We start from the raw sequence: 12578 nt of genomic DNA on the forward strand, positions 1-12578 counted from the left end.
CAGGCAGGTGAGGGGCAGCGCGACGTTGGTAATTAGGGGCGTTACGCCGCCTTGCCGTCCACCTTGATCACCCCGCGCTTGATCTGGTCCTGCTCGATCGATTCGAACAGCGCGCGGAAATTGCCTTCGCCAAAGCCTTCGTCGCCCTTCCTCTGGATGAATTCGAAGAAGATCGGCCCGATCACGGTTTTGGAGAAAATCTGCAGCAGGATCTTGGTCGTGCCGCCGTCGACCACGCCTTCGCCATCGATCAGGATGCCGTGCTTCTTCATCCGATCGATCGGCTCGTCATGGCCGTTCACGCGGTCATACGACATGTCGTAATAGGTCTCCGGCGGGCCGGGCATGAATTTCAGACCGTTGGCCGCCAGTTTGTCCGTGGCAGCGTAGATTTCATCGGTGCCGACGGCGATGTGCTGGATGCCTTCGCCATTGTACTTCTTCAGATACTCGGCGATCTGGCTGGTCTCGTCCTTGGATTCGTTCAAAGGAATGCGGATCTTGCCGCAGGGCGAGGTGATGGCGCGGCTGACCAGGCCGGTGATCTTGCCATCAATGTCAAAGAAATGGATCTGCTTGAAGCCGAACAACTCGCGGTAAAAATCCCACCATTTGTCCATCTGGCCGCGATAGACATTGTGGGTGAGGTGGTCGAGGAAATAGAAGCCGACGCCTTGCGGCCGCGGGTCGCGTTCGCCCAGCCACTCGAACTCGGCGTCATAGGCCGAGCCCTTCTTGTCGTAGGCGTCGATGAAATAGAGCAGCGAGCCGCCGATACCGACAATGGCCGGCACGTCGAGCGCCTTGTCGTCGCCTTCGTAAGGCGTGGCGCCTTTCGACACCGCATGGTCGAAGGCGTGCTTGGCATCGATAACACGCCAGGCCATCGAAGCCGCGCACGGACCGTGCTTGTCGACGAACCTCATCGCATGCGAGCCCGGCTCGGCATTGACGACATAGTTGATGTCGCCCTGGCGCCAGACGGTGATGTCCTTCGTGCGGTGCTTGGCCACCGCGACATAGCCCATGCGGGTGAACAGTTCGGCGAGCTTCTGCGGCTCCGAATGCGCGAACTCGACGAATTCGAAACCGTCGGTGCCGGCGGGGTTTTCCTTGCTGATCTTGGCGGGCGGGGCGTCGTGCGGAAAGGGACCCATGGCATTCCTCCAAACGGATGGTGGCCGCATCGGGCCACGAGACGACGCATTATAGCGCGGAGCGGCCGCACGGTGCTTGCATTCAAACGCTTGAAATGCTCAGGTCATGCGTAATTCATGCATGATTGGAGATAAATCCATGGATGATGCGCGCATCGATCAATTCGACCGCAAGATAATGGCTCTTTTGCAGGGCGACGCGCGGCTCACCAACAACGACCTCTCTGAACGCGTGAACCTGTCGGCGTCGCAATGCTCGCGCCGCCGCCAGCGGTTGGAGGACGACGGCTATATCAAGGGCTATCGCGCCGTGCTCGACCGCGACAAGCTCGGCTTCTCGCTGGTCAACGTCATCTCGGTGACGCTCGCCACCCACAACCGCGACAATGCCAGGCGCTTCGGCGAACTCTTGGCACGGCTGCCGGAAGTGCAGGAAGCGCATGCGCTGACCGGCGAGATGGATTATATCTTGAAGGTGGTGACGCCCGATCTCAAATCACTGTCGGAGTTCGTCAACGGCGTGCTCCTGCCGCACGAATCCGTGCAGCATGTGAAGACGGCGATCGTGCTGGAGACGCTGAAGGAGACCGGCGCGCTACCGATTTAGTTTTCCTGGATCCTATCGGATGAGCCGGCGGGACAGCGCCCCCTCTGTTCTGCCGGACATCTCCTCCACGAGGGGGGGAGATCAGATGTCGTGCGGGCTTTCGCCAATCGCTAGCGTTGCAGGAAAGGCGTCACCGGCGAAGCGCTAATCTCCCCACCTGTGGGGGGGAGATGTCCGGCAGGACAGAGGGGGCGCCAAGGGTCGCCAACTTGTGGAAGTGGCCTTGGCAATCGCCCTAACCCTTCACCCCTTCGACTGCTGAATAAGCCCATACAAATTCGTGCACCGCGCTCCAGATCGGCAATAAGCAAACACCGGCCCTTCGAGCGCGTCTAGCGCCTCGGCCTGATCCTCGACATTCTCGGCGGTGATCTGGCCGCTGATCACCGGGATGTAGCGGAAGGCCAGCCCGGCGGCTTCGACCGCCGCCTTGACGCTGTCGGCCGAAGGCTGGCCGGGCTGCTCGTCATCCGGCCGGTTGCAGATCACGCTCTTGAAGCCGGCGGCCTTGATGGCGGCGGCATCTTCGGGCTGGATCTGGCCCGAGACCGAATAGTCCTCGCTGATTTCGCGATATTCCATGGCTCTCATCCTCGCAATCTGGTTTGGCGCAGAGTCTTGCCACTCTCGAGCGAGGTCGGCAATCCGCGCAACAGGAAATCCTTTTGCGCAAATAGCCATTCCCCCGGGCAAAATCCACCTCAGCCATGTGTCCAGGTCGGGAACGGGTCGGGCAGTCCGCGCCACAGTTCGGGCCGGAAGTCCTCCGTCTCGACCAGGCAATCGTCCAGTTCGCTGCGGATTTTCCGCTCATCCATCGGTTCGCAGCCGATGAACACCATCTCCTGGCGCCGGTCGCCCCAGACCGGATCGAGATAGGGTCGCATGCTTTCGCGCCATTCGGCATGGTCGGGCCACCGCTCCTGCGGCACGGCGGCCCACCAAAGACCGCGCTTTTCGGTCCTGACCAGCGCGCCGGCATGGCTCATTTCACCGACGTGATGCGGCCGGGTCGCCAGCCAGAAAAAGCCCTTGGCGCGCACCACGCCCGGCCATGCGCGATCGATGAACGCCTGGAACTTCGTTGGCTCGAACGGCTTTCGCGCCCGGTAGACGAAGGAACGGATGCCATACTCCTCAGTCTCCGGGACATGGTCGCGAAAACCGTTGAGCTCCTTGAACCAGAGCGGGTTCTGTTGCGCCTTATCGAAATCAAAGCGCCCGGTGGCGAGCACCTTGTCGAGCGGCACCTTGCCGAAATCGGCTTCGACGATCTCGGCATCGGGATTGAGCGCCCGCACGATCAGCCGCGCCATATCCAGCTGCTGCGAGTTGGCGACGCCGACCTTGTTCAGCACCACAGTGTCGGCGAATTCGATCTGCTCGACCAAAAGGTCGACCAGCGCCCGGCTGTCCTGCTCGCCAAGCGACTGGCCGCGCTGCTTGAGGAAATCGGACGATGAATAATCCTTGAGCAGATTGAGCGCGTCGACCACCGTCACCATCGTGTCGAGACGGGCGACGTCGGACAGGCTGTCGCCATTCTCATCGCGAAAATCGAAGGTCGCGGCGACCGGCAGCGGCTCTGAAATCCCGGTGGATTCGATCAGGAGATAGTCGAAGCGGGCTTGTTCAGCGAGCGCGCGAACCTCTTTCAGCAGATCGTCGCGCAGCGTGCAGCAGATGCAGCCATTCGACATTTCCACCAGTCGCTCATCGGTACGCGACAGGTCGGCGCCGTCGCGCACCAGCTCAGCATCGATGTTGATTTCGCCCATGTCGTTGACGATGACGGCAACGCGGCGGCCTTCGCGGTTCGACAAAATGTGGTTCAAAAGCGTGGTCTTGCCGGCACAGAGCACGGTGACGGGCAGGCGTTTGGTTTTGGAGGTTTGCAGCATGTCTGTATCCGAAGGTTCGGCGCGGATGGGCGGGATGGTGTGGCGATCCGCGCGGCTAGGGTAGGGGATCGATCTGGTATGTTATATTATTACATACGTCAACAGATTAGCCCCCCGAAATGAAACCGCACGGGTTCAATTCGCCGTGCGTTGGCTCAAGCGGTTTCGTTCAGCCGGCCTTGCCCGAAGCCGGCAGCGCCACTAAACAGGCGCCACCGACCAACGAAGGAACCTCCCATGAGCATTCGTCGCATCGATGTTGGCCCGCGCATGAGCCAGATCGTCATTCACGGCAACATCGTTTACCTCGCCGGCCAGGTCGGGACGCCTGGCGCCAGCGTCGGCGAACAGACCAAGTCGATCCTGGCCACCATCGACGAATTGCTGGCCAAGGCCGGCACCGACAAGACCAAGATCCTGCAAGCGATCATCTGGCTGGCCGACATGGGCACCTTTGCCGAGATGAACAAGGAATGGGACAAGTGGGTGCCGCAAGGCAACACGCCCGCCCGCGCCACCGGCGAAGCCAAGCTCGCAGGGCCGGAATACACGGTCGAGATTATTATTACGGCGGCGATCTGAGGCGCGGCGCTTTACCCTCCCCCTCGAGGGGAGGGTCGGCGAACAGTCAAAGCGAAGCGGAGACTGTGAGACGGGGTGGGGTCGGCGAGGCTGCACCTACCCACCCCGCGTCACTAGTGCCGCCGTGCGGCACTCGCTCCGCGACCCTCCCCTCGAGGGGGAGGGTAGAAAGCGCTACCCTTGCGAAGGCCTGAACCTTGCCACCAGCGTGTGGCTCTCCGCGGCGTAGGTGAACCTCACCTGCGTCACTGGATACTCCGCGCTCCAGGTCCGGCGCTCGACCACCAGGCATGGCGCGCCGGTTGCGATGTCGAGGGCTTCGGCAATGTGCCTGTCCGCCGCCACCGCGCGGATGCGGTGCTCGGCCTCGCTCCATGGCACGCGGCCGATCAGCCAGGGGCCGGGGGCGATGTCGAGAAATTCTTCCTCAGCGGCTTCCGCGACAGCGGCGAGATTGATCAGCCGCTGCTCATGCGCGAACGGCCGCTTGCCGGCGAAATGCCGGCATTCGAGCGCCAGCACCTGTCCGGCAGCGCCGAGTTCCAGCAAGCCACGATCCTCGGCGCTGCTGCGCCTTTTCTGCCGCGTCACGCGCTCGTAGCGATAGGCCAGGCCGAGCGCCTCGACCTCGATCCTTATGTCATGGATTTCCAGCACCGCCGCCTGCGACTGCGGCTGGCGGACAAAACTGCCCGAACGGCGGCGGCGCTCGATCAGCCCGGCCTTGGCCAGTTGCGACAGCGCCTTGTTCACCGTCATGCGCGAACAATTGTATTCGGCCGTCAGTTCGTGCTCGAACGGGATGCGGAAGCCCGGCACCCAGACGCCGGACAGAATCTTTTCGCTGATGTCGGACAGGATGCGCTGGTGCAGCGAGCCGCCGCCTTCCACCGCCGCTGTCTCGATCATGCTCATGCCGAAAGCGCCATCATCACCTGGCGAAAACGCTCGGCGATTGCCTCGCGCCTGGCATGCCGGCCGCCGCTGACCTGCTTTTTACCATGCACCCAGACGCAATCGACCTTGCCGCCATTGGCAAAAATCCAGGCATCGAGAATGGCATCGCCGCTCTTGCCGGCAAGCGAGGGATGGTTCTGGTCGAGCGAGACGAAATCGGCCGGACCGCCGGCGGCGATCCGCGACGGACCGGCGCCCAGCGCCACGCTGCCGCCGTCGAGGGCTGCGTCGAACAGTGCGCGCCCGGTCGAGCCGCCAGCCACCGCCAGAACATTGCGGGCGCGATGCGCAAGGCGCTGCGAATATTCGAGCTGGCGCAATTCGTCCGGCAGGCCGATCAGCACATTGGAATCGGAGCCGACGCCGAAGCGGCCGCCCTGTTCGGTGAACAGCGGCGCGGCGAAAGTGCCGTCGCCGAGATTGGCCTCGGTGATCGGGCAAAGGCCGGCAATGGCGCCGCTTTTCGCCATGCCGATGATCTCAGTCACGGTCATGTGGGTGGCATGGATCAGGCACCAACGCTTGTCGATGCCGGCATTGGCGAGCAGCCATTCGACCGGCCGCGCGCCCGACCAGGCGAGGCAGTCCTCGACCTCCTTCACCTGCTCGGCGACGTGGATGTGGATCGGCCCGTCCGGCGCCATCGCGGCAACGACGCCGAGTTCCTCGGGCGTTGCGGCGCGCAGGCTATGCGGGGCAACGCCGACGACAGCCTGATTCAACGCGCGAACGGATTCGCGGCTTTTCTCAAGCAAGCGACCGAAGCGATTCACATCGTTGATGAATCGCCGCTGGCCTTCGTTGGGCGCGGCGCCGCCGAACGAAGAATGCGCATAAAACACCGGCAGCAGCGTCAGGCCTATGCCCGTCTCAACCGATGCGGCGGCAATGCGCTCGGCCATCTCGGCGAGGTTGGCGTAGGGCTTTCCGTCGCGGTCGTGGTGCAGATAGTGGAACTCGCCGACGCGCGAAAAACCGGCCTCCAGCATCTCGACATAGAGCTGTGCGGCAACTGCCTCGACCTGGTCCGGCGTCATCGACAGCGCGAAGCGGTACATCACCTCGCGCCAGCTCCAGAAACTGTCGGCCGAGGGGCCGCGCAGTTCAGCCAGCCCTGCCATGCCGCGCTGGAAGGCGTGGCTGTGCAGGTTCGGCATGCCTGGAACAACAATGGCGTGCCGCTCGTCGCCGGCCTGCGGCGAAGAACCCGGCTCGACCTTCGCGATCTGACCGCCACTCAGCGAGATCCGCACCTTGTCATGCCAGCCATCGGCCAGCAGCGCCTGTTCCGCAAAGATCGCCGTCACGTTTTTCTCCGAATCCGAATTTCCGATGACAATAGCACTTGCAGTGCGTTCTAATATGTATATACATAATCGCCATCCAATCAAACGGAAAAAGATGATGGCGGCACAGAACAAAAGCCGGGCAGGGGACCTTCACCTTTGGCGCAATGCGCGCCTGGCGACCATGGCCGAAGCCGGACTGGGTATCGTCGAGAAGGGCGCGATCGCCGCCCACGACGGCGTCATCGTCTATGCCGGGCCGGAAGCAGACATGCCGTCAGCCCTGGCTCAGGGCAGCGAGACCACCAACTGCGAAGGCCGCTGGATCACCCCCGGCCTGATCGATTGCCACACTCATCTCGTCCATGCCGGCAACCGCGCCAACGAGTTCGAGATGCGGCTGGCCGGCGCCACCTATGAAGAGGTCGCCCGTGCCGGCGGCGGCATCGTCTCCTCCGTCAAATTCTTGCGCGCTGCCAGCGAAGACGAGTTGGTTGCGCAGACGCTGCCGCGCCTCGATGCGCTGATGGCAGAGGGCGTCACGACGGTGGAGGTAAAGTCGGGCTACGGGCTCGATCTCGAAAATGAACAGAAGTCGCTGCGCGCGGCCCGGCGCCTCGACAAGGAGCGGCCGGTGACGGTTCGCGCCACCTTCCTCGGCGCGCATGCGTTGCCGCCGGAAGCCAAGGGCGACAAGGACGCGTTTGTCGATCTGGTCGCCAACACAATCCTGCCGGCCATCGCCGCCGAGGGCCTGGCCGACGCCGTCGACGGTTTCTGCGAAGGCATCGCCTTTTCGCCGGAGCAGATCGCCCGCGTCTTCGACAAAGCCAGGGCACTCGGCCTGCCGGTCAAACTCCATGCCGACCAACTGTCCAACCTTCACGGCGCCGAACTCGCCGCCCGCTATGGCGCGCTGTCGGCCGACCATCTCGAATATACAGACGACGCCGGTGCTGCGGCGATGGCCAAGGCCGGCACCGTGGCGACGATCCTGCCCGGCGCCTACTATTTCATTCGCGAAACCAAGAAGCCGCCGATCGGCCTGTTTCGCCAGCACGGCGTCAAGATGGCCGTCGCCACCGACAACAATCCCGGCACCTCGCCGCTGACCTCGCTGCTCTTGACCATGAACATGGCTGCGACCTTGTTCGGCCTGACCGTCGAGGAATGCCTGGCCGGCACCACCCGCGAGGCCGCCCGCGCGCTCGGCCTGCTCGGCCAGACCGGCACGCTCGAGGCAGGCAAATCCGCCGACCTGGCGATCTGGAACATCGGGCGCCCGGCCGAACTCGTCTACCGCATGGGCTTCAACCCGCTTCATGCCCGCATCTGGAGAGGACAATGACCGAACTCAACCTGAAGCCCGGCAATGCGACGCTGGCTGACTGGCGCGCGATCTACCGTGGCGCCGTGCCGAAGCTCGACGCTGCCTGTCGCCCGAAGATCAAGGCCAGCGCCGAGGCAGTCGCCCGCATCGTTGCCAAGGGTGAGCCGGTCTATGGCATCAACACCGGCTTCGGCAAACTGGCCAGCGTCCGTATTCCGGCCGCCGACCTCGAAACGCTGCAGCGCAACATCGTTCTGTCGCATGCCGCCGGCGTCGGCGAGCCGATGCCGGTCGCGGTGGTCCGGCTGATGATGGCGCTAAAACTCGCCAGCCTGGCGCAGGGCGCTTCCGGCGTGCGGCCGCAAACCATCGAATTGCTGGAAGCAATGCTCGCCAACGACGTCATCCCCGTGGTGCCGGCGCAAGGCTCGGTCGGCGCCTCCGGCGATCTCGCGCCGCTGTCGCACATGACCGCGGTGATGATCGGCGTCGGCGAATGCTTTACCCCGCATGGCCGCTTCCCGGCCAAGGTTGCTTTCGTCTCGCACGGCCTGGAGCCGGTGACGCTCGGCGCCAAGGAGGGTCTTGCACTGCTCAACGGCACTCAATTCTCGACCGCCTATGCGCTGGCCGCTTTGTTCGAGGCCGAAGTGCTTTACCAGTCGGCGCTGGTCGCCGGCGCGCTGTCGACCGACGCCGCCAAGGGTTCGGATGCACCCTTCGATCCGCGCATCCATCTCTTGAGAAAGCACCCCGGCCAGATCGAGACGGCGCAAGCGCTGCGCAATCTGATGGCCGGCAGCGCCATCCGTGAATCGCACCGCGTCGGCGACGAGCGCGTGCAGGACCCGTACTGCCTGCGTTGCCAGCCGCAGGTGATGGGTGCAGCCCTCAGCGTGTTGCGTCAGGCCGCCGATACGCTCGGCACCGAGGCCAATGGCGTCACCGACAATCCGCTGATCTTCGCCGAGGACGATACCGCGCTCTCCGGCGGCAATTTCCACGCCGAGCCGGTGGCTTTCGCCGCCGACATGATCGCGCTCGCCGTCTGCGAGATCGGCTCGCTGTCGGAACGCCGCATCGCCATGCTGGTCGATCCGGCGCTCTCCGGCATGCCGGCGTTTTTGACGCCGAAGCCCGGCCTGAACTCCGGCTTCATGATCCCGCAGGTCACGGCGGCGGCACTGGTTTCCGAAAACAAGCAGAAGGCCTATCCGGCCAGCGTCGATTCCATCCCGACCTCGGCCAACCAGGAAGACCATGTCTCGATGGCGGCGCACGGCGCCCGCCGGCTGATCGGCATGGTGGAGAATGCCACGGCCGTCATCGGCATCGAACTTTTGGCCGCCGCGCAAGGCTGCGATTTCCATGCACCGTTGGCGTCGAGCGCGGCCCTTGAAGCCGTGCGCAAGCTGGTCCGCTCCGAGGTGCCGCATCTCGACACGGACCGGCATTTCCACCCGGACATGGAAAAGGCCATCGCCATGGTGCGCAGCGGCGCCACCATCAAGGCTGCCGGCGCGGTAACACTACCTTCGATCTCGGGAGCCTGACATGACCGACTGGCTGACAGTCACAGAAGGCACCGCACCTCTTTTGGTGTCGATCCCGCACACCGGCATCGATCTCGCCGGCATCGACAACCGGCTGGTCTCGCCCTGGCTCGGCCGCCGCGATTGCGACTGGTGGATCGACAATCTCTATGATTTTGCCGCCGGCCTCGGTGCGACGGTTGTGCATACGTCGATCTCGCGCACCGTCATCGACGTCAACCGCGATCCCTCCGGCGCCTCGCTCTATCCCGGGCAGACGACGACCACGCTTTGCCCCACCGAGACCTTCGACGGCGATCCACTCTATTTGCCCGGTGCGGAACCGACGCCGTCGGAGATAGACCAGCGCCGCACATCCTATTTCGTGCCCTACCATGAAATGCTGGCGGCCCAGGCCGTCAGGCTGCGCGGCCTGCACGAAAAAATCGTCATCTACGATTGCCACTCGATCCGGTCGGTGCTGCCGCGCCTGTTCTATGGCACGCTGCCGGTCTTCAACCTCGGCACCAATGACGGCAAGAGCGCCGATCCGGCGCTGCAGGCGCTGGTCGGCCAGATCATGGCCGAAAGCGGTGAAAGCAATGTCATCAACGGCCGTTTCAAGGGCGGCTGGATCACGCGCTATTTCGGCAACCCGCAAGGCGGCTACCATGCGTTGCAGATGGAACTTGCCGATCGCGGCTATTTGCGCGAGCCCGAGGGCAAGGGTGAACCGGACAATTGGCCAGTGCCCTATGATGCCGAGTTCGCCGCACCGATGCGCGCCACGCTGACGAAAATTCTCCAAACCGCCATTGACTGGGCCGGGCGCTGAGCCGCCGCCTTACTCGAAAGGGACAATGATGAACAATCCTCGCCACAACATCCGCGAAGTGCGTGCGCCGCGCGGCGACAAGCTCAATGCCAAATACTGGACGACCGAAGCGCCGCTGCGCATGCTGATGAACAATCTCGATCCGGACGTCGCCGAAAACCCCAACGAGCTGGTCGTTTATGGCGGTATCGGCCGGGCCGCGCGCACCTGGAACGATTTCGACAGCATCGTCGCGTCGCTGAAGACACTCAATGAGGACGAGACGCTGCTGGTGCAGTCGGGCAAGCCGGTCGGCGTCTTCCGGACGCACACCGACGCGCCGCGCGTGCTCATCGCCAACTCCAACATCGTGCCGCACTGGGCGACCTGGGACAAATTCAACGAGCTCGATAAGAAGGGCCTGATGATGTACGGCCAGATGACGGCCGGCTCCTGGATCTATATCGGCACGCAAGGCATCGTGCAGGGCACTTACGAGACCTTCGTCGAAGCCGGCCGACAGCACTACAACGGCAACCTCAAAGGCAAGTGGATCCTGACCGGCGGCCTCGGCGGCATGGGCGGCGCCCAGCCGCTTGCCGCCGTCATGGCCGGCGCCTGTTGCCTCGCTATCGAATGCAATCCGGACTCGATCGATTTCCGCTTGCGCACTCGCTATGTCGACGAGAAGGCCGAGACGCTGGACGAAGCGATGGAAATGATCGAGCGCTGGACCAAGGCCGGCGAAGCGAAATCCGTCGGCCTGCTCGGCAATGCCGCCGAGATCGTGCCGGAAATGTTCCGCCGCGGCATTCGCCCCGACATGGTCACCGACCAGACCTCGGCGCATGACCCCATCAACGGCTATCTGCCCAAGGGCTGGACGATGGCTGAGTGGCGCGAGAAGCGCGTCAGCGACCCCAAGGCTGTCGAGAAGGCGGCGCGCGCGTCGATGCGCGAGCATGTCGAGGCGATGGTCGCCTTCTGGAACGCCGGCGTGCCGACGCTCGACTATGGCAACAACATCCGCCAGGTCGCCAAGGACGAGGGTTTCGAAAACGCCTTTGCGTTCCCGGGCTTCGTGCCGGCCTACATCAGGCCGCTGTTCTGCCGGGGCATCGGCCCGTTCCGCTGGGCGGCACTGTCTGGCGATCCCGAGGATATCTACAAGACCGATGCCAAGGTGCGCGAGCTCACCCCCGGAAACACCCATCTGCACAACTGGCTGGACATGGCGCGCGAGCGCATCTCGTTCCAGGGCCTGCCGGCGCGCATCTGCTGGGTCGGCCTTGGCGACCGCCACCGCCTCGGCCTCGCCTTCAACGAGATGGTCGCCAAGGGCGAACTCAAGGCGCCCGTCGTCATTGGCCGCGACCACCTCGATTCCGGCTCGGTGGCTTCGCCGAACCGCGAGACGGAAGCGATGAAGGACGGCTCCGACGCCGTTTCCGACTGGCCGCTGCTCAACGCCCTACTCAACACCGCGTCGGGCGCCACCTGGGTATCGCTGCACCATGGCGGCGGCGTCGGCATGGGCTTTTCGCAGCATTCCGGTATGGTCATCGTCGCCGACGGCACGCCGGACGCCGCAAGGCGCCTGGAGCGCGTGTTGTGGAACGACCCGGCGACCGGCGTCATGCGCCACGCCGATGCCGGCTACGGCATCGCCATCGCCTGCGCCAAAGAGCACCAGCTCAATCTGCCCGGCATTCTCGGCTGATTGGCTGAACCGATGCGCATCCTTCGTGCCGCCGACTACCGCTCCATGCCGTGGAAGAATGGCGGCGGCACGACGACCGAAATCGCCGTCGTGCCTGACGGTGCCGGGCTTGACGACTTCGACTGGCGCGTCTCGATGGCGCGTGTCGAAGGCGGCGGCCCGTTCTCCGGCTTTGCCGGCGTCGACCGCACGCTTGCCGTGCTGGAAGGCGAGGGCATCATCCTCGACATAGCCGGCCGGCCGGCTGCCGAGGTGACCGGAGCCTCCGCCCCGGTGTCCTTCCCCGCCGATGTGGCGACCACGGCTGCGCTGATCTCTGGCCCGATCACCGACCTCAACGTCATGACCCGCCGCGGGCGGGCGACCCATACGGTCGAGCGCCTCATGGTTTCAGCCCCGACCGATATCCGTCCGACGACCGCAACGACCCTTATCCTGCCGCTCGACGGCGAGGTCGGCGTGACCGACCCGACACTGTCCCGGCTTGGACCTCGTGACACGCTCGTGATCGGCCCAGACGTCGCCCAATTGCACGTGGAACCGATGCGGCCGACGACCGTGTTCGTGATCCGGATCGCCAGCCTGGGCTAGCCGCGCCGCCAGCAACGATTAACGCCTGTTGCCAAACATGATCGCACGCCGGAGAAATCTGGCGTAAGCTGTTGCCTGGATCACGAAAAAGCCTGAATCCT

At 64.1% G+C, this 12578-nt stretch carries 12 protein-coding genes; 7 read left to right on the forward strand and 5 right to left on the reverse strand.

The features are described from left to right. Positions 1-41: 41 nt before the first annotated feature. Positions 42-1157 carry a 4-hydroxyphenylpyruvate dioxygenase gene (gene hppD / locus JQK88_RS18025; RefSeq protein ID WP_192252984.1) on the reverse strand — a complete coding sequence of 372 codons (1116 nt, stop codon included), beginning with the start codon at positions 1155-1157 and terminating at the stop codon, positions 42-44. 139 nt (positions 1158-1296) lie between these two features. Between hppD and JQK88_RS18030 the strand changes: the two genes are divergently transcribed. Continuing rightward, on the forward strand, positions 1297-1764 hold the full coding sequence (locus JQK88_RS18030) for an Lrp/AsnC family transcriptional regulator (RefSeq protein ID WP_192252987.1): 468 nt from the start codon (positions 1297-1299) through the stop codon (positions 1762-1764). Between the two features lie 243 nt (positions 1765-2007). Here the strand turns inward: JQK88_RS18030 and JQK88_RS18035 are convergent, their stop codons facing one another. After that, entirely contained in the window at positions 2008-2346 is a 339-nt protein-coding gene (locus JQK88_RS18035) for a protein tyrosine phosphatase family protein (RefSeq protein ID WP_112565008.1), read from the reverse strand. Between the two features lie 119 nt (positions 2347-2465). Beyond that, positions 2466-3665, reverse strand: coding sequence for a GTP-binding protein (locus JQK88_RS18040; protein WP_203278996.1), 1200 nt, complete (start codon positions 3663-3665; stop codon positions 2466-2468). 237 nt (positions 3666-3902) lie between these two features. Here JQK88_RS18040 and JQK88_RS18045 point away from each other — a divergent pair, with 237 nt between their 5' ends. Continuing rightward, a complete protein-coding gene (locus tag JQK88_RS18045) occupies positions 3903-4247 on the forward strand; it encodes a RidA family protein (RefSeq protein ID WP_203278997.1) in 345 nt (114 codons plus the stop codon). Between the two features lie 174 nt (positions 4248-4421). On the opposite strand, the gene hutC is transcribed toward JQK88_RS18045, so the two are convergent. Both hutC and JQK88_RS18055 read right to left on the reverse strand, forming a co-directional pair. Next, entirely contained in the window at positions 4422-5162 is a 741-nt protein-coding gene (gene hutC / locus JQK88_RS18050) for a histidine utilization transcriptional repressor HutC (protein WP_203278998.1), read from the reverse strand. Then, entirely contained in the window at positions 5159-6511 is a 1353-nt protein-coding gene (locus JQK88_RS18055; protein ID WP_203278999.1) for a formimidoylglutamate deiminase, read from the reverse strand. Before JQK88_RS18055 ends, hutC begins: the two co-directional genes overlap by 4 nt. A 97-nt stretch (positions 6512-6608) precedes the next feature. Here JQK88_RS18055 and hutI point away from each other — a divergent pair, with 97 nt between their 5' ends. Genes hutI through JQK88_RS18080 form a run of 5 tightly spaced genes read left to right on the forward strand, consistent with a single transcriptional unit; the run spans position 6609 to position 12477 of the window. After that, on the forward strand, positions 6609-7838 hold the full coding sequence (hutI, locus tag JQK88_RS18060; RefSeq protein ID WP_203279000.1) for an imidazolonepropionase: 1230 nt from the start codon (positions 6609-6611) through the stop codon (positions 7836-7838). Further along, positions 7835-9373 (forward strand): histidine ammonia-lyase, encoded by a 1539-nt coding sequence (hutH, locus tag JQK88_RS18065; RefSeq protein WP_203279001.1) that lies wholly within the window; start codon positions 7835-7837, stop codon positions 9371-9373. Before hutI ends, hutH begins: the two co-directional genes overlap by 4 nt. Before the next feature lies 1 nt (position 9374). After that, on the forward strand, positions 9375-10187 hold the full coding sequence (hutG, locus tag JQK88_RS18070) for an N-formylglutamate deformylase (RefSeq protein ID WP_192253008.1): 813 nt from the start codon (positions 9375-9377) through the stop codon (positions 10185-10187). Between the two features lie 28 nt (positions 10188-10215). Continuing rightward, positions 10216-11886, forward strand: a complete 1671-nt coding sequence (gene hutU / locus JQK88_RS18075; RefSeq protein ID WP_512699812.1) for a urocanate hydratase — start codon at positions 10216-10218, stop codon at positions 11884-11886. A 12-nt stretch (positions 11887-11898) separates the two neighbouring features. Beyond that, entirely contained in the window at positions 11899-12477 is a 579-nt protein-coding gene (locus JQK88_RS18080) for a HutD/Ves family protein (RefSeq protein ID WP_203279003.1), read from the forward strand. Positions 12478-12578: the final 101 nt, after the last annotated feature.

Origin of the sequence: Mesorhizobium caraganae (assembly GCF_016836705.1) — a bacterium.
Classification (GTDB): domain Bacteria; phylum Pseudomonadota; class Alphaproteobacteria; order Rhizobiales; family Rhizobiaceae; genus Mesorhizobium; species Mesorhizobium caraganae.

What these genes read in the sequence shown, in the direction of transcription:
- hppD (WP_192252984.1), bottom strand. Translation starts at nt 1,157, where the DNA reads ATGGGTCCCTTTCCGCACGACGCCCCGCCCGCCAAGATCAGCAAGGAA.
- JQK88_RS18030 (WP_192252987.1), top strand. Translation starts at nt 1,297, where the DNA reads ATGGATGATGCGCGCATCGATCAATTCGACCGCAAGATAATGGCTCTT.
- JQK88_RS18035 (WP_112565008.1), bottom strand. Translation starts at nt 2,346, where the DNA reads ATGGAATATCGCGAAATCAGCGAGGACTATTCGGTCTCGGGCCAGATC.
- JQK88_RS18040 (WP_203278996.1), bottom strand. Translation starts at nt 3,665, where the DNA reads ATGCTGCAAACCTCCAAAACCAAACGCCTGCCCGTCACCGTGCTCTGT.
- JQK88_RS18045 (WP_203278997.1), top strand. Translation starts at nt 3,903, where the DNA reads ATGAGCATTCGTCGCATCGATGTTGGCCCGCGCATGAGCCAGATCGTC.
- hutC (WP_203278998.1), bottom strand. Translation starts at nt 5,162, where the DNA reads ATGAGCATGATCGAGACAGCGGCGGTGGAAGGCGGCGGCTCGCTGCAC.
- hutI (WP_203279000.1), top strand. Translation starts at nt 6,609, where the DNA reads ATGGCGGCACAGAACAAAAGCCGGGCAGGGGACCTTCACCTTTGGCGC.
- hutH (WP_203279001.1), top strand. Translation starts at nt 7,835, where the DNA reads ATGACCGAACTCAACCTGAAGCCCGGCAATGCGACGCTGGCTGACTGG.
- hutG (WP_192253008.1), top strand. Translation starts at nt 9,375, where the DNA reads ATGACCGACTGGCTGACAGTCACAGAAGGCACCGCACCTCTTTTGGTG.
- hutU (WP_512699812.1), top strand. Translation starts at nt 10,216, where the DNA reads ATGAACAATCCTCGCCACAACATCCGCGAAGTGCGTGCGCCGCGCGGC.
- JQK88_RS18080 (WP_203279003.1), top strand. Translation starts at nt 11,899, where the DNA reads ATGCGCATCCTTCGTGCCGCCGACTACCGCTCCATGCCGTGGAAGAAT.